At 62.7% G+C, this 16,072-nt stretch carries 13 protein-coding genes; 8 read left to right on the forward strand and 5 right to left on the reverse strand.

The window, feature by feature from the left end:
- Nucleotides 1-61: 61 nt before the first annotated feature.
- Entirely contained in the window at nucleotides 62-403 is a 342-nt protein-coding gene (locus B3C1_RS05295) for a hypothetical protein (RefSeq protein ID WP_008483410.1), read from the reverse strand.
- Between the two features lie 205 nt (nucleotides 404-608).
- Between B3C1_RS05295 and B3C1_RS05300 the strand changes: the two genes are divergently transcribed.
- The 4 genes from B3C1_RS05300 (at nucleotide 609) to B3C1_RS05315 (ending at nucleotide 7,697) form a co-directional block, all read left to right on the forward strand.
- The gene (locus tag B3C1_RS05300; protein WP_008483411.1) at nucleotides 609-1,751 is read left to right on the forward strand and encodes an efflux RND transporter periplasmic adaptor subunit; all 1,143 of its coding nucleotides are present in this window, start codon (nucleotides 609-611) and stop codon (nucleotides 1,749-1,751) included.
- Nucleotides 1,752-1,754: 3 nt separating this feature from the next.
- Nucleotides 1,755-4,889, forward strand: coding sequence for an efflux RND transporter permease subunit (locus tag B3C1_RS05305; RefSeq protein ID WP_008483412.1), 3,135 nt, complete (start codon nucleotides 1,755-1,757; stop codon nucleotides 4,887-4,889).
- Nucleotides 4,890-5,083: 194 nt separating this feature from the next.
- Complete coding sequence (locus B3C1_RS05310) at nucleotides 5,084-7,213, forward strand: PKD domain-containing protein (RefSeq protein ID WP_008483413.1); 2,130 nt, start codon at nucleotides 5,084-5,086, stop codon at nucleotides 7,211-7,213.
- A 175-nt stretch (nucleotides 7,214-7,388) separates the two neighbouring features.
- Complete coding sequence (locus tag B3C1_RS05315; RefSeq protein ID WP_192813346.1) at nucleotides 7,389-7,697, forward strand: TolC family protein; 309 nt, start codon at nucleotides 7,389-7,391, stop codon at nucleotides 7,695-7,697.
- Nucleotides 7,698-7,740: 43 nt separating this feature from the next.
- Here the strand turns inward: B3C1_RS05315 and B3C1_RS05320 are convergent, their stop codons facing one another.
- The 4 genes from B3C1_RS05320 to B3C1_RS05335 form a co-directional block, all read right to left on the reverse strand.
- Entirely contained in the window at nucleotides 7,741-8,508 is a 768-nt protein-coding gene (locus B3C1_RS05320) for an IclR family transcriptional regulator (protein WP_008483415.1), read from the reverse strand.
- Nucleotides 8,509-8,628: 120 nt separating this feature from the next.
- Nucleotides 8,629-10,125, reverse strand: coding sequence for a CoA-acylating methylmalonate-semialdehyde dehydrogenase (locus B3C1_RS05325; protein ID WP_008483417.1), 1,497 nt, complete (start codon nucleotides 10,123-10,125; stop codon nucleotides 8,629-8,631).
- Between the two features lie 25 nt (nucleotides 10,126-10,150).
- Nucleotides 10,151-11,308: an iron-containing alcohol dehydrogenase gene (locus B3C1_RS05330; RefSeq protein WP_008483419.1), complete on the reverse strand. Its 1,158-nt coding sequence runs from the start codon at nucleotides 11,306-11,308 to the stop codon at nucleotides 10,151-10,153.
- A gap of 46 nt (nucleotides 11,309-11,354) precedes the next feature.
- Nucleotides 11,355-12,734 carry a GntP family permease gene (locus B3C1_RS05335; protein WP_008483420.1) on the reverse strand — a complete coding sequence of 460 codons (1,380 nt, stop codon included), beginning with the start codon at nucleotides 12,732-12,734 and terminating at the stop codon, nucleotides 11,355-11,357.
- Nucleotides 12,735-12,766: 32 nt separating this feature from the next.
- On the opposite strand from B3C1_RS05335, the gene B3C1_RS20110 reads away from it, so the two are divergent.
- The 4 genes from B3C1_RS20110 (at nucleotide 12,767) to ubiB (ending at nucleotide 16,043) form a co-directional block, all read left to right on the forward strand.
- Complete coding sequence (locus tag B3C1_RS20110; protein ID WP_156804465.1) at nucleotides 12,767-13,012, forward strand: hypothetical protein; 246 nt, start codon at nucleotides 12,767-12,769, stop codon at nucleotides 13,010-13,012.
- A gap of 64 nt (nucleotides 13,013-13,076) precedes the next feature.
- A complete protein-coding gene (gene ubiE / locus B3C1_RS05340; RefSeq protein ID WP_008483421.1) occupies nucleotides 13,077-13,826 on the forward strand; it encodes a bifunctional demethylmenaquinone methyltransferase/2-methoxy-6-polyprenyl-1,4-benzoquinol methylase UbiE in 750 nt (249 codons plus the stop codon).
- Nucleotide 13,827: 1 nt separating this feature from the next.
- On the forward strand, nucleotides 13,828-14,430 hold the full coding sequence (locus tag B3C1_RS05345; RefSeq protein ID WP_008483422.1) for a ubiquinone biosynthesis accessory factor UbiJ: 603 nt from the start codon (nucleotides 13,828-13,830) through the stop codon (nucleotides 14,428-14,430).
- A complete protein-coding gene (gene ubiB, locus B3C1_RS05350) occupies nucleotides 14,427-16,043 on the forward strand; it encodes a ubiquinone biosynthesis regulatory protein kinase UbiB (RefSeq protein ID WP_008483423.1) in 1,617 nt (538 codons plus the stop codon). Before B3C1_RS05345 ends, ubiB begins: the two co-directional genes overlap by 4 nt.
- Nucleotides 16,044-16,072: the final 29 nt, after the last annotated feature.

Genomic DNA, 16,072 nt, shown 5'->3' on the forward strand with positions numbered 1-16,072 from the left:
TGGCGGTCACCGACGACAAGGGCCGCAGTGCCAGCCGGGCGCTGCAGGTGGATATGGCCCCCTAGGGCTGCCAGCCTTCCAGCAGCCGTTCGAAGTGGCGCACCGTGCCCAGGCCGTAACCGTCCGGGTCCGACGGGTCCAGGCGGTAATCCTGGGCCAGGGCCGCCAAGGCCGGGCGGCACCTGGCCAAAAAGTCCCCCAGGCTCTCGCCCCTTGGCCAGGCCAGCAATACCTGGCATCGGGCCAGGGCCTGGCGCTCTATGGCGCCGCAGCGACCCCAGTGCCAAGCCTGCTCTTCCTTATGGCGGGCACTGTCCAGCTGCTGGGCAAAGGCCCTGGCCAGTTGCCGCCGGCAATACTGGCGTTGGCGCCAGTCAAGGTAGCGCTGCCACCATGCCTTCATATCGCCTCTCCCTCCCCAGAGCCGGGCCGCCGGCCACAGGCGACAAGGGCCATGGCCGGACGCCGGCGCTCTGTATACATTGAAAACAACCGGCAATGATTGCCATACATTTCTTTACGTCCCTTTACCGGTTTGCACCTTGGTCTAGCGGCCTAAATTGCGCACTCTACCCTGAGCGCGCATCCGTCAAAGAAGCAGTATTCAGATGACAAAATTATTTCCCCTCGCCGGCCTGCTGGCCCTGGCCACCTTGCTGACGGCCTGTAACGACCAGGCTGCCCCGGCTGCTGCCGCCCACCCCGCTGTGGAAGTGGGGGTAGTCACCCTCAAGGCCGGCCCCATCGCCCTGCAAACCCAGCTGCAAGGGCGCACCAGCGCGTCCCTGACCGCCGAAGTCAGGCCCCAGGTGAGCGGCATCCTCGAGCAGCGGCTGTTCAGCGAGGGCAGCAGCGTCCACAAGGGCCAGCTGCTCTACCAGATTGACCCCGCCAGCTACCAGGCCGCCTACAACCAGGCCAAGGCCGACCTGCTGGAAGCCCAGGCCGCCGCCCACACCGCCCAGCTCAAGGACGACAGATACCAGGCCCTGGTACGCAGCAAGGGGGTGTCCAAGCAGGACGCCGACGACGCCCACGCCACTTACCTGCAGGCCAAGGCCAGCGTCGCCCGCTACCAGGCGGCACTGGACAGCGCCAAGATTGACCTGGACCGCACCCAGGTGCGAGCCCCCATCGACGGTCGTATCGGCATTTCCAGTACCACAGCCGGGGCCCTGGTGACCGCCAACCAGAGCCAGGCCCTGGCCACCATCCGCAGCCTGGACCCGATCTTTGTAGACCTGAGCCAGTCCGCCAAGGACCTGCTGCAACTGCGCACCCGCCTGGGCCAGGGCGCCCAGGCCGGCGGCACTGAAGTGTCCCTGACCCTTGAAGACGGCAGCCGCTACCCCCTCAAGGGCCAGTTGCAGTTCAAGGAAGTAGCGGTAGACCCGGCCACCGGCTCGGTGACCCTGAGGGCCAGCTTCCCCAACCCCGACGGCCTACTGCTGCCGGGCATGTTCGTGCGGGCCACCCTCACCGAAGCGGTGGAACGCCAGGGCATATTGGCCCCCCAACAAGGGGTGATCCGCGACAACGACGGTTCCGCCCATGCCTGGGTGGTGGACCAGGACGGCAAGGTGGCTCGCCGCCTGGTGGTGACCGACCGCGCCCTGGGTGACGATTGGGTGATCCGCCAGGGCCTGGCTGATGGCGACCGCCTGATCCTCGAAGGTACCGACAAGGTGCGCAGCGGCCAGGTGGTCAAACCCCTGGCCCTGGACCCCCTGACCGCCAGCACGGGGGGCTAAGCCATGGCCCGTTTCTTTATCGACCGCCCGGTCTTTGCCTGGGTGATCGCCATCATCATCATGATGGCCGGCCTCTTTGCCATCCGCACCCTGCCGGTGGCCCAATACCCGGACGTGGCGCCCCCCACCATCAACATCAGCGCCACCTACACCGGCGCCGACGCCCAGACGGTGGAAAACAGCGTCACCCAGATCCTCGAACAGCAGCTGACCGGCATCGACGGCCTGCTCTATTTCAGCTCGTCCAGCAGCAGTGCCGGCCGGGCCCAGATCACCGTGACCTTCGAGCAGGGCACCGACCCCGACACCGCCCAGGTGCAGGTTCAGAACAAAGTGCAGCAGGTCACGTCGCGCCTGCCCACCTCGGTGCAGGCCCAGGGGGTGACGGTCACCAAGTCCCAGAGCGACTTCCTGCTGGTATTCGCCCTCTTTGATGTCACCGACACCGCCACCTCCAACGACGTGGCCGACTTCTTGGTGTCGAGCATGCAAGACCCCATAGCCCGCCTGGAAGGGGTGGGGGACGTGCGGGTGTTCGGTGCCCAGCACGCCATGCGCATCTGGCTGGACCCCACCAAGCTGGCGGCCTACCAGCTGATCCCCGCCGACATCACCAGCGCCCTTGAGGCCCAGAACACCCAGGTAGCGGCGGGCAGCATCGGCGGCTTGCCCAGCGCCGACACCCAGGAGCTGAACGCCACCGTTACCGCCCAGTCCATGCTGCAAACCCCGGAGCAGTTCAGGGCCATTATCCTCAAGACCAACCCCCAGGGGGCCCAGGTCACCCTGGGAGACGTGGCGCGGGTGGAAATAGGCAGTGAAAGCTACGGCGCCCTGCCCAGGCTGAACGGCCATCCGGCGTCGGGTATGGCGGTAATGCTGGCCCCTGGGGCCAACGCCCTGACCACAGCCGAGCTGGTCCGCCAGACCGTGACCCAGATGCAGGGCAGCTTCCCGGCCGGCTACCAGGTGGCCTATCCCCGCGACAGCACCGCCTTTATCAAGATCTCCATCGAAGAGGTGGTCAAAACCCTGTTCGAAGCGGTGGTGCTGGTGGTGATCGTCATGTTCGTGTTCCTGCAGAACTGGCGCGCCACCCTGATCCCGGCCATCGCCGTGCCGGTAGTGCTGCTGGGCACCTTCGGGGTGCTGGCCCTGTTCGGCTATTCCATCAACACCCTGACCCTGTTTGGCATGGTGCTGTCCATCGGCCTGTTGGTGGACGACGCCATAGTGGTGGTGGAAAACGTGGAAAGGGTGATGCACGAGGAGAAATTGTCGCCCCGGGCCGCCACCATCAAGTCCATGAAGGAAATCAGTCCGGCCCTGGTGGGTATCGCCGTGGTACTGTCGGCGGTGTTCCTGCCCATGGCCCTGTTCGGCGGTTCCACCGGCGTCATCTACCGCCAGTTCTCCATCACCCTGGTGTCGTCCATGGTGCTGTCGGTGCTGGTGGCCCTGACCCTGAGCCCCACCCTCTGCGCCAGCCTGCTTAAGGCCAGCGACGCCGAGCACAGCCAAAAGGGCCTGTTCGGCTGGTTTAACCGCAGCTTCGACAGCCTGACCCAGCGCTACGGCAACAGGGTGCTGAAGATGCTGCGCCAGCCGGTACGCTGGATGCTGGTGTACGGCCTGATCGTGGCGGCCCTGGCGGTGCTGATGACCCGCCTGCCAACCGGCTTTTTGCCCAACGAGGACCAGGGCACCACCATGGTGCAGTTCAACCTGCCCACCGGCGCCTCGGTCAAACGCACCGAAGCGGTGGCCCGGCAGATAGAGCAGTACTACCTGACCCAGGAAAAGGACAACATCAACACCATCTTCACCATTTCCGGGTTCAGTTTCGGCGGCAGCGGCCAGAATGCCGGTATGGCCTTTATCTCGTTAAAGCCCTGGGACCAGAGGCCTGGCGCCGAGAACAGCGCCGCCGCCATCGCCCACAGGGCCAACAAGGCCCTGGCGTCCATCCGCGACGCCCGGGTCTTTGCCATGTCGCCGCCCCCTATCCGTGGCCTGGGCCAAAGCAACGGCTTTAGCTTCCAGCTGCTGGCCAATGCCGGCACCTCCAGGGACCAACTGGGTAGCCTCAAAGACCAGCTGTTGGCCGACGCCCGCCAGGACCCGCTGCTGACCGCCATCCGCGAGGGCAGCATCAGCGACACCCCGCAGCTGAAGATCGACATCGACAACGCCAAGGCCTCGGCCCTTGGCCTTAACCTCAATAACGTCACCAGCACCCTGTCCACCGCCTGGGCCGGGCGCTACGTGAACGACTTTTTGGATAAGGACAGGGTCAAGCGGGTCTATGTGCAGGGGGATGCCCCCTACAGAGCCAGCCCCGAGGACTTGCGCCATTGGTTTGTGCGGGGTACCGACGCCGACGGCAATACCAGCATGACCCCCTTCTCGGCCTTCGCCAGCGTCCATTGGACCTCGGGCCCCCAGAGCCTGAACCGCTTCAACGGCAACGCCTCCTTCGAGCTGCAAGGGGCCGGTAACGGCGTCAGCTCCGGGGCGGCCATGGACGAAATAGCCCGCCTGGCCGACGCCCTGCCAGGGCAGCTGGTCAGCCATGCCTGGAGCGGCCTGTCCTACCAGGAGCGGCTGTCCAGCGGCCAGACCACCATGCTCTACAGCCTGTCGGTACTGGTGGTATTCCTGTGCCTGGCCGCCCTCTACGAGAGCTGGACTGTGCCGCTGTCGGTGGTGCTGGTGATCCCCCTTGGGGTGATAGGGGCGGCCCTGGCCGCCTGGGGCCTTGGCCTGGAAAACGACATCTACTTCCAGGTGGCGCTGCTGACCACCATAGGGCTGTCGTCCAAGAACGCCATCCTCATCGTTGAGTTCGCCGAAGAAGCCTACCAGCAGGGCCAAAGTGCCTTCGACGCCGCCGTGCAGGGGGCCAAACTGCGGCTTCGGCCTATCCTGATGACCTCCCTGGCCTTTATCTTCGGCACCTTGCCCCTGGCCCTGTCCACCGGCGCCGGCGCCCACAGCCGGGTGTCCATCGGTTCAGGTATCGTCGGCGGCACCTTTACCGCCACGGTGCTGGCCATTTTCCTGGTGCCGCTGTTCTTCGTACTGGTGCGCCGCCTGTTCCCGGCCAGAAAGCCGGTCCATGAAGACGACCCGGCCTGAGCAGCCACGAAAAAGGGCGCCGAAGGCGCCCTTTTTGATGGTTCCGTCAAAAAAGTCCGGGAAAGCGACTTAATGAGTCCCCATGGTGGGAAACAATCGCTGAATTTCGGTATTATTTCTTTCATAACAAATATATATACCGAAACCCATGATTCATTGGGTATCGGGTCACTTCATTAGTATCAGGGATGTATATGCGCAATTTTCCAATATCAGGCACGCTGCTGGCCACCCTATTGACCCTTACCGGCTGTGGTGGCGGAGGCGGAGACAGCGATCCCCCCAATCAAAGCCCCGTTATCCAATTGGCTAACCTGGAGGTCAATGAGCATCAGGCGGTAACCTTGACCGCCGAGGTCACCGACGATGGTCAAATCAGCACCTATCATTGGACCCAAACCGCCGGTCCCCAAGTGGCGCTTTCGGGAACCGATACCGCCAGCCTGCAATTGACCACCCCCAACCTCGACGAAGACACCCAGCTGACCTTTCAGCTGGTTGTTACCGACGACCAAGGTGCCTCGGCCAGCGCCACAAGCACCCTTAAGGTGAAGGCCATCAAGTACCCGCTCACATTGACCGGGCAAATCATTGGTACTTCGCTGCCTGGTGCTACCCTGACCCTGGCCCTGTCCAGCCGGGAAACCCCCTTGACCACCACCGCCGACAACGATGGTCGCTACCAGTTTTCACTGGTATTGGACGAGCAGGAAGCCGGGGCTTTGTTAAGCCTGGAGGCACATAGCGCTACCGACAGCAAGGCGGTGCTGAGCGCTTGGCTGGGACAAGGAGACGCGCTGTGGAGCCGGGGCACAGCCTTGGACGAAGGCCAGGTGACCGGCCTTGCCATCTCGCCCTTTACTACCGCCATGGGCGGACTTATTCGGCGGCAATTGCAGCGTGCCCCAGAGACCCAAGCCGAGTTAGACCATGCCCTGAACCTGACCAATCCCAGGCAATGGCGCAATCTGACAACCCTGCTAAGCGCCGTTATCGACGGCAGTATTGCGTTACCGCCAGGGGCTGCCAACACCTTGGCCCTGGCCAATGATATTCCCGCCTACCAGGACTGGTTCGAGCGGCAGACGACCCAGGAAGACTTCATGCTCGCCATTAGTCCTTATTTGGCAGGGGAACACAACTTACCCCGAACTACCCTGCCGCCACCGGTAGACATGAATCAATGGGAAACTGATTTTAGCAGCAGCGGTTCAAAATCTACCTGGCGATGGTCAAACGACGGTACCGGCAGCCTATCCCAGTCGTTCAATACCGCTCCTGCCGGTTTTAGCTGGCAGGCCAGCAATAACGCTTGGCAAGTCGTTCTCGATGAGCCGTCTTTCGAGGAATCATTCACTTCCGGTAATTGGACCCATTCAACCTGGCTGACCCAGTTGGTCATCAGGCCAATACTGCAAAACCAGGGACAGATCCTGGTGGAAGAGGAGCGGCGTATCCTAGCACGTGATATTAACGCCCCGGGCTATGGTGAGCCTTATATCCTGGACTCGGAATATAGCGTGCATGATCTGAAGTGGTACGTCACCGCCGAGGCCCAGCAACCCCTGGTTGTGTCGCCCCCGGTGACCTTGGAACTGCCATTGCCCGCCATGGAGCAGCGCACTAGTCCAGCCCAGGGGGAGAGCTATGACAGCACCGAAACCCGCTATGCTGCCCCCTTCCAATTCAATACCGATGGCACCGGCGTCCGGCTGGACACCCATGACAGCTTCCTGTGGTCTACCACCGACCAGGGCCTTAAGCTGGACGCACCAGGAGGTCAAAGCTGGTTTATCAATACCTTGCGGGCAGCGCCGGATCAGGTCTTCGTCTCGGGTAACCCCTACAACCTCCCCTTGATGAAACCCCAGCCCTGGCCGGCGGCTGCATTCGAGCAGCCCTTGGTGCTGGCCTACTACCAGGACGCACTGGAGGGAGACTTGGGTTATGCCTGGTATCAGTTCAACAGCGACGGCACCACACAGTATGTGTTGGCAACCGACTACGACGGTGATGGCCTCACTCAGCAGGATGTATCCGTCAACCCCGGTTTTTGGACTTGGGAAGATGGCAAACTGCAGATGACCCGTTACCGCGACTTTGGTACAGGGAAACTCTGCGCCGACCTTACTAACGCCAGTTGTCAGCTTTCCAATGTGGTTACTCTGAGCTTTGGCGGCAACCAGGATGACCTCTGGACAGTCGAATTTGACTCCAAGCAGTACCCTGCCGGGGGGACCCAATTCAGCTTCCATGCGATTAACGTTCGCAATTTTAAGCTGCTGGCAGCGCCACCTTTGGATGTCAGCGCCTTTACGCAGTAAACCTGGCCGCCTGAGGGCGGCTTTTTTGTAGCCAGGGCCAAGCCGCCTTAGCTGCTGCACTCAGGCGCAGGCTCAAGTCCATTAGGGCGGAATTTGTAAGGAAGAGGTCTCGGCAGAGAACAACTGCACCGACTTCGGTTACAAGACGGTTCCGACATCCGAAAAGGCTGGCATGGTGGCCGGGGTATTCCACCCCGTGGCCGCCAAGTACGACCAGACAAACGACCTGATGTCCATGGCCATCAGCCAAAAACGTTTCCCCCTGGGGATGGACTCGCAGGTGGATTTGATCGGCACCGAGAGCACTTACCAAAGTGCCCAGGCCGATCTAGCTAGCTACAAGACCCAGATAGCCCAAGACATCAACGCCCTGAACCTCTTGGCAGGGCAACAGCAGCCGGCAGACCTGCTGGCCGCCGAGCATGACCTTAAAGCCGCCAACGCCAATTCGGTGTGGGCAAGGCCGCGTTCATCCCTAGCCTGAGTCTGCCCATCTTCGATGCCGACGCCGCAATAGGCGCCCTTTTTTATATCTCGGTGTCGTCCAGCCGGCTTAAATCCTCTGCCGCCTGGCGCAGCTGTGGCTCAAAGGCCATCAGCCCGGGAAGGCTCAGCCGCAACTTGGGGGCATGGCTGTACAGGCAGGCCACCAGCTTGCCACGCCCGTCCTTGATGGGCAGGGCGCAGGCCACCATGCCGTCGATGAACTCTTCGTCGTCGGTGCCGATGCCGGTCTTGGCGATGCGATCCAGTTCGGCGTTAAGGGCATCGAGGTCGGTGAGGGTGTTGCGGGTCATGGCCTTGATGGGCAGGGCCTCGAGCACCGTCTGGCGCTTGGCTTTGGGCAGGGAGGCCAGGTACAGCTTGCCGCTGGCGGTACACCAGATGGGGGTATGGCTGCCCTCGGGCAGGTAGATTTGCAGCGGCCAGTTGGCCTGCACCCTGTCGTAATAAACCATCTCCAGGCCGTTGGGGATGGAGATGCCACAGGTTTCCTGCACGGCCCCGGCTAAGCGTTGCAGTATGGCCTGGCGCGAGGTCTTGAAACGATCCGCGTGCCAGACGCCCATGCTCAGCTGGTAAAGGCGGTCGCCCGGCTCCCACAGGCCGCGCAGGTTCATCTGCAAGAAGCCGTCCTGTTTGAGCTGGGCCAGCAACCTGTGGATGCTGGGTTTGGGAATATCCAGGGCATGGGCGATGTCGGCCGGCGACAGGGGCGCCTCGGCGTTGGACACCAGCTCGATGATCTCCAGCACCCGGCTGATGGCCGAGCCTTTGTCGCGTTTTGTGGTCAAGGGGGTTCCTGCCTTCCTGAAAGTCGGTTAATGGTGGCGTTTTCGTCCTCGCCCTGCAAGACAACCCGGCCACCATAAAAAAAGCCGCCCGCAGGCGGCCAAGACTCGCGGGGGAGCGAATCACTTCATGGTCGGCATGGAGAACTCGGCCCCTTCCCGCACGTTGGCCGAGGGCCAGCGCTGGGTGATGGTCTTGCGGCGGGTGTAGAAACGCACCCCGTCCGGGCCGTAGGCGTGCAGGTCGCCAAACAAGGAACGCTTCCAGCCGCCGAAGCTGTGGTAGGCCACAGGTACCGGCAGCGGTACGTTGATACCCACCATGCCCACCAGAATGTTGTCGCTGAAATAGCGGGCCGCCTCACCGTCGCGGGTGTAGATGCAGGTGCCGTTGCCATACTCGTGGTCGTTGATGAGCGCCATGGCTTCTTCCATGGTGTTGACCCGCACCACCTGCAGCACCGGGCCAAAGATCTCGGCCTGGTAGCTGTCCATGTCCGGGGTGACCCGGTCAATCAGGGTGGCGCCGACGAAAAAGCCCTCTTCAAAACCCGGCACCTGGATGTGGCGGCCATCCACCACCACCTTGGCCCCCTGGGTCTCGGCGCTGGTGATGTGGCCCACCACCTTCTCCTGGTGAGCGCGGGTGATGACCGGGCCAAAGTCGTTGTGCTTGTCGTGGTAGGCACCGACCTTCAGGCCCTGCATGCCGGCCTGCATTTTCTCGATCAGGGTGTCCGCTGCGGCGTCCCCCACCGCTACCGCTACCGACAGCGCCATGCAGCGCTCGCCGGAGGAGCCAAAGGCGGCCCCCAGCAGGGAGTTCACCACGTTGTCCATGTCCGCGTCGGGCATGACGATGGCGTGGTTCTTGGCGCCGCCCAGAGCCTGGCAACGTTTGCCGTGGCTGCTGGCGGTGGCGTAGATGTACTCGGCCACCGGGGTGGAGCCCACAAAGCTCACCGCTTGCACCCGTGGGTCGGTGAGCAGGGTGTCTACCGCTTCCTTGTCGCCGTTGACCAGGTTGAACACCCCGGCCGGCAGGCCGGCTTCATGCAGCAGCTCGGCAATAAAGAGGGTGGCGGACGGGTCGCGCTCCGAGGGTTTGAGCACGAAGGTGTTACCGCACACCAGCGCCATGGGGAACATCCACAGGGGCACCATCACCGGAAAGTTAAAGGGGGTAATACCCGCTACTACGCCCAGCGGCTGCATCTCGCTCCAGGCGTCGATGGCCGGGCCGACGTTCTTGGTGTACTCGCCTTTTAACAGCTCCGGGGCGCCGCAGGCGTACTCGACGTTCTCGATGCCGCGTTGCAGTTCACCGGCGGCGTCATGGACAATTTTGCCGTGCTCCTGGCCGATGAGTTCGCAGATCTTGTCGCTGTGCTGCTCCAGCAATTCCTTGAAGCGGAACATCACCCGTGCCCGCTTGATGGGCGGGGTATTGCGCCAGGCCGGGTAAGCGGCCTGGGCGGCGGCAATGGCCTCTTCCACCGTGGCCTTGGGGGCCAGGGCCACTTTTTTCTCGGCCTTGCCGGTGGCGGGGTTGAACACGTCCTGGGTACGGGCCGCGTCGATACGGGGCTGGCCGTTGATCAGATGTCCGATGGTAGTCATGGCAAATCTCCTTGGGGGCTGGGCATCAGGCCCAAAGCTGTTCGTAAAGGGTGACGATGTCTTCGGCGCTGGGCACCCTGGGGTTGTTACCGGGGGAACCCGAGGCCAGGGCCTGTTCGGCCATGGTGTGGCGCACCGCGAAGAAGCGGTCTTTGTCGATACCAAAGTCCGCCGGACTCGGCACCTTGAGTTCGGTGTTGATAGCCACCAGCTCTGCCAGCAACTTCTGGTTGGCCAGTTCGGTTGGGTCGTCCATATGGGCAAACCCCAGGGCCCTGGCGCAATCGGCATAACGCTCGGCGGCGGCGGGGATGGACCAGGCGGTTACCGCCGGCAGCAACATGGCGTTAGACAGGCCATGGGGCACATGGAAGAAGGCGCCGATGGGCCGGCTCATGCCGTGCACCAGCGCCACCGAGGCGTTGGAAAAGGCGATACCGGCCAGGCTGGCGCCCAGCATCATCGCCTCGCGGGCGGCTTTATCGTCACCCTGGTGGTAGGCGCGGCGCAGGTTCGGGCCAATCAGGCCCATGGCGGCCAGGGCCTGGCTGTCGGTGTAGGGGCTGGCCTTTTTGCTGACATAGGCTTCGATGGCATGGGTCATGGCGTCGATACCGGTGTCGGCTGTGGTGCGGGGCGGCACCGTCAGGGTCAGTTCGTAATCGATAAGGGCCGCCACCGGCATAAAGCCAACGCCGGCGCAGAGCAGTTTCTCGTCGGTCTGCTCGTCGGTGATGATGGTAAAGCGGGTCGCCTCCGAACCGGTGCCGGCGGTGGTGGGGATGGCGATAATCGGCAGCCCCGCCTCGTTGACCTGGCGCGGGAAACGGTAGTCGTTGATGGCACCGCCGAACTTACCCAGTATGGCGATAGCCTTGGCACTGTCGATGGGGCTGCCGCCGCCAAGGGCCACCACGGCGTCAAAGTTGCCGGCGCGGACCTTGTCTACCCCGGCCTGGATGGAGGCGGCGGTGGGCTCGGGCACGGTGTCGGCAAAGACGTCGCTGTCGATGCCTTTGGCCGCCAGCAGGGTTTGCACCTTATCCAGGTAACCGAGCTGCACCATCATCTTGTCGGTCACCAGCAACGGCTTTTTGCAGCCGAAAGTGGCCAGCAGTTCGGGAAGTTTTTGAAGAACACCGGGACCCACTTCCATAACCCGGGGCAGAACGACAGAGGCCATAAGACCCTCCTTTAAGGCGCCCGTCTGGGCGCCACCTGACACATGCTCAGAAGGCACCGAACATGCTACCAAGACCGATCACCACCACCAGGCCAGCCAGGGCCGCAGGTATGGTGACCATGAAGACATCCAGATAGGACTGACGATGGGTTAGGCCACAAATGGCCAACAGAGTGATCACGGCGCCGTTATGGGGCAGGGTATCGAGCCCGCCAGAGGCCATGGCCGCCACCCGGTGCAGCAGCTCCGGCGACACCCCGGCCTGGGTGGCCAACTGCATGTAGGTGTCGCCCATGGTGTTAAGGGCAATACTCATACCGCCGGAGGCCGAACCGGTAATGCCGGCCAGCACGTTCACCACCACCGCCTCGGAGATCAGAATGTTGTCTGGCGACAGGTTCAGCATCAGCGCCTTGAGCACCCCGAAGGCGGCCAAAGAGGCGATCACCGAGCCATAACCCACTTCCGATGCGGTGTTGAAAATCGGCAGCAACGAACCCAGGGTGCCCTTGTTGAGGGTGTCTTTGAGGTTGCCCCAGCGGCGCCAGTTAAAGGCCACCAATGCCAGGCAGGCCAGCAGCAGGGCGCTGATGATGGACCAGATCCCCAGTACCGCGCTGAGCTCGGTCTGGCCAAACTTGGCCTCGGCCAGGTAGCTGTTGTTAAGGGCCGGGAACAACACCTTGCTAAAGAGGTAGTTGCCCAGCACCACCAGCACGATGGGCAGCAGCGCCACCCACAGCGGCGGCAGATGCTTGGCATCGAACGCCTGTTCCTGGCTGTCCGGATGGTTGCCGTAGCCCTCACCAGCCAGCCGGGCCTTGCGGGCCCGGTATTCCATCCAGCCCCAGCCACAGCCGAGCATCACCAGGCCGCCGATCAACCCCAGGATCGGGGCGGCAAAGGCGTCGGTACCGAAGAACGGCATGGGAATGGCGTTCTGAATGGCAGGCGTGCCGGGCAGGGCGGTCATGGTAAAGCCAAGGGAACCGATGGCGATGGCCCCGGGAATAAGCCGCTTGGGCACATTGGCTTCACGAAACAGGGCGGCGGCAATGGGAAAGACCGCAAAGCCCACCACGAACAGCGACACGCCGCCGTAGGTCAACAGCGCACAGGCAAGGGCAATGGCCAGCACCGCCCGTGAGCCACCCAATTTGCCCACCAGGGCGTGGGCGATGGCCCGGGCCGAGCCCGAGTCGTCCATCAGCTTGCCGAAGATGGCCCCCAGCAGGAACAGCGGGAAGTACTTGACCACATAGCCGCCCAGGCCGGTCATGAAGATCTGGGTATAGGTACCCAGCAGTTGGTTGCCTTCGCCGCTCAGCAGCACCGCCAGCATGGCCAGCAATGGCGCCAGGATAAGGACACTGATGCCGCGATACGCCAGGTACATCAGTAGGCCCAGCGAAAGGACAATTCCCATCAAACTCATTGTTACCCCCAAAAGGCAGCTGCATGCCTTCTGCTGTTGTCGTTATTGGTTTTGGGCTTGCCCGGCGGCCTGTTTTTGAGATGGCCTTTGCCGTCGGCAAGCTGGGGCACCGCATGCAAAATCATTTAGCGATACGAAACGTATCATTATTTAATGGTTTTTCAGTGTCAAACCCAAAATATGTTTACGTCAACGTCAAAGCTGGCCAGGCGGCGTCACCCCTGGCCTGGGGAGAGGCAGGAAAAATCAGGGAAGCGGTGGAATCATGAGCGAGAGGGCTGCGCCGGGCTGCGGGCTCAAGTACACTAGGGCGGAATTTGTAAGGAAGAGATCATGGCAGAGAACAACAGCACCGACTTCGGTTACAAGACGGTTCCGACATCCGAAAAGGCCGGTATGGTGGCCGGGGTCTTCCACTCCGTGGCCGCCAAGTACGACCTGATGAACGACCTGATGTCCATGGGCATCCACCGTCTCTGGAAGCGCTTTACCATCGATCTCTCCGGGGTGCGCCCGGGCCAGAAGGTACTGGATCTGGCCGGTGGCACCGGCGACCTGGCCGCCAAGTTTGCCCGCATCGTCGGCGACAACGGCGAAGTGGTGCTGGCGGACATCAACGACTCCATGCTCAATGTGGGCAAGGAAAAGCTGCGCAACCTCGGCATCGTCGGCAATGTGCGCTTCGTCCAGGCCAACGCCGAATGCCTGCCCTTCCCGGACAACCATTTCGACCTCATTACCATCGCCTTTGGCCTGCGTAACGTCACCGACAAGGCCGCCGCCCTCAAGTCCATGCAGCGGGTGCTCAAGCCCGGCGGCCGCTTGCTGGTGCTGGAGTTCTCCAAGCCCCAGAACATGCTGCTGACCCAGGCCTACGATATTTATTCGTTCAAGGTGCTGCCGGCCATGGGCAAACTGGTGGCCGGGGACAGCGAGTCCTACCAGTACCTGGCGGAAAGCATCCGCATGCACCCGGACCAGGAAACCCTGAAGTCGATGATGTTCGACGCCGGTTTCGACGAGGTCGAATACCACAACCTCACCGGTGGCATCGTCGCCCTGCATCGCGGCTTCAAGTTCTAAGATGCCCTTCAAGCAGCTGCTCCAGGCCGTCACCGAGACCGGCGCCAACAAGCTGCTGGCATTGGACGACGCCAGCCGGCGCCGCCTGGGCCGGCTCAAGGGCAAGGCCATCAAGGTGCAGTTGACCGACATCGACCTGCAGCTGGGCTTTGTGGTTACCGAGGCCGGCCTGTTGGTCACCGGCGATCTTGCCGAGGCAGACGCCACCCTGGCCCTGCCGGTGTCGGCCCTGGGAGAACTCAAGGACAGCGCCAACCTGCCCCGCGCCCTCAAGGAAGGGCGACTGGACCTGAGCGGCGACCCCATGCTGCTCAAGCAGTTCTCGGAACTCTTCGCCAAGCTCGATATCGATTGGGAAGGGGAGCTGGCCCGCTACCTGGGGGATGTACCCGCCCACCTGCTGCTGAGTACAGGGGCTCGCCTGCAAAAACGCCTGGCCGCCAGCCTGGCCCGTTTTGGCCAATGGGGGGCAGAGCAGCTCACCGAAGAGTCCCGGCTGACCCCCAACGCCCTGGAACAACGCGCCTTCTTCGACGCGGTGGACGATCTGAAAAGTGACCTGGCCCGCCTGGAGCGGCGCCTGGAGGCCCTGGAGCGGCAATGAGCAGTTTGCGACTCTACAAGGTACTGAAAACCCTTCTAAACCATGGCCTTGACGCCCTGGTACCCCGGCGCTTCTGGCCCTGGTACATGCGCCTGTGGCGGCTGTCGCTGTTCTGGATCCCCAATAAACACAAGCGTACCCCCAGGGGCGAGCGGCTACGCCTGGCCATGGAGGCCCTGGGCCCGGTCTACATCAAGTTCGGGCAGATGCTGTCCACCCGCCGCGACCTGCTGCCGGACGACGTAGCCCTGGAGCTGACCAAGCTGCAGGACAAGGTACCGCCCTTTGACGGTGCCCTGGCCAGGCGCAGCATAGAGCGCAGCCTGGGCGGCCCCCTGGAGCAATGGTTCAGCGACTTTGACGAAAAACCCCTGGCCTCGGCGTCCATCGCCCAGGTGCACACCGCCCGCCTCAAAGACAGCGGCGTAGAAGTGGTGCTCAAGGTGATCCGCCCCGGCATCGCCAAGATCATGGAAGCCGACGTCAGGCTGATGAGCACCTTTGCCGCCATCGCCGCCAAGGTGCTGCCGGACGGGCGTCGCCTCAAGCCCAAGGAAGTGGTGCGCGAATACCAAAAGACCCTGTTCGACGAGCTGGATCTGCTGCGCGAAGCGGCCAACGCCATCCAGCTGCGCCGCAACTTCGAGGGCTCCGACTCCCTCTATGTGCCCGAGGTCTACCCGGACCTGTGCCGCAAGCGGCTGTTGGTGATGGAACGCATCTATGGCATCCCGGTGGCCGACATCGACAGCCTCAGGGCCAACGGCACCAACCTCGAGCGCCTGGCGGAAAAGGGGGTGGAGGTGTTCTTCACCCAGGTGTTCCGCGACTCCTTCTTCCATGCCGACATGCACCCGGGCAACATTTTCGTGTCCTACGACAATCCCGAGAACCCCAAGTACATCGGCATCGACTGCGGTATCGTCGGCACCCTGGCCAAAGAAGACAAACGCTACCTGGCGGAGAACTTCGTGGCCTTCTTCAACCGCGATTACCGCAAGGTGGCCGAACTGCACGTGGACTCGGGCTGGGTGCCCTTTGACACCAGCGTCGACGAGTTCGAAGTGGCCATTCGCACCGTCTGCGAACCCATTTTCGAAAAACCCCTGGCGGAGATTTCCTTCGGCCAGGTGCTGGTGAACCTCTTTAACACAGCCCGGCGCTTCAATATGGAAGTGCAGCCGCAGCTGGTGCTGCTGCAAAAGACCCTGCTTTATATCGAGGGCCTGGGCCGCCAGCTCTACCCGCAACTGGACCTGTGGAAAACCGCCAAGCCGTTCCTGGAAGACTGGCTCAAGGAACAGATGGGCCCCAAGGCCATGCTGCGCCACATCAAGGCCAACCTGCCGTTCTGGGGCGAAAAGCTGCCGGAGCTGCCGGATCTGATTTACGACAACCTGCGCCTGGCCAGGGACTGGCAGCAACGCCAGCTGCTCCGTGACCAGCAGCAGCAAAAGGACGCCGAGCGCCGCAACCAGCGCCTGGGCCTGCAGATCCTCGGCGCCAGCCTGCTGGTCAGTGGTGCCGTGCTGCTGGACAAGGCCCCCTTGTGGCTGCCGGCCCTGGCCGGCGGCTGCGCCTTGCTGGCCTGGATAAAGGCGCTGCGAAAGTAACCGCTTTACGTATAATGGCTGCACAGCCG

It is taken from the genome of Gallaecimonas xiamenensis 3-C-1, assembly GCF_000299915.1.
In the GTDB taxonomy this organism is placed as follows: Bacteria; Pseudomonadota; Gammaproteobacteria; order Enterobacterales; family Gallaecimonadaceae; genus Gallaecimonas; species Gallaecimonas xiamenensis.

Excerpts from the sequence above, each read along its gene's own strand:
- B3C1_RS05295 (WP_008483410.1), bottom strand. The coding sequence starts at position 403 with ATGAAGGCATGGTGGCAGCGCTACCTTGACTGGCGCCAACGCCAGTAT.
- B3C1_RS05300 (WP_008483411.1), top strand. The coding sequence starts at position 609 with ATGACAAAATTATTTCCCCTCGCCGGCCTGCTGGCCCTGGCCACCTTG.
- B3C1_RS05305 (WP_008483412.1), top strand. The coding sequence starts at position 1,755 with ATGGCCCGTTTCTTTATCGACCGCCCGGTCTTTGCCTGGGTGATCGCC.
- B3C1_RS05310 (WP_008483413.1), top strand. The coding sequence starts at position 5,084 with ATGCGCAATTTTCCAATATCAGGCACGCTGCTGGCCACCCTATTGACC.
- B3C1_RS05325 (WP_008483417.1), bottom strand. The coding sequence starts at position 10,125 with ATGACTACCATCGGACATCTGATCAACGGCCAGCCCCGTATCGACGCG.
- B3C1_RS05330 (WP_008483419.1), bottom strand. The coding sequence starts at position 11,308 with ATGGCCTCTGTCGTTCTGCCCCGGGTTATGGAAGTGGGTCCCGGTGTT.
- B3C1_RS05335 (WP_008483420.1), bottom strand. The coding sequence starts at position 12,734 with ATGGGAATTGTCCTTTCGCTGGGCCTACTGATGTACCTGGCGTATCGC.
- B3C1_RS20110 (WP_156804465.1), top strand. The coding sequence starts at position 12,767 with ATGCCTTCTGCTGTTGTCGTTATTGGTTTTGGGCTTGCCCGGCGGCCT.
- ubiE (WP_008483421.1), top strand. The coding sequence starts at position 13,077 with ATGGCAGAGAACAACAGCACCGACTTCGGTTACAAGACGGTTCCGACA.
- B3C1_RS05345 (WP_008483422.1), top strand. The coding sequence starts at position 13,828 with ATGCCCTTCAAGCAGCTGCTCCAGGCCGTCACCGAGACCGGCGCCAAC.
- ubiB (WP_008483423.1), top strand. The coding sequence starts at position 14,427 with ATGAGCAGTTTGCGACTCTACAAGGTACTGAAAACCCTTCTAAACCAT.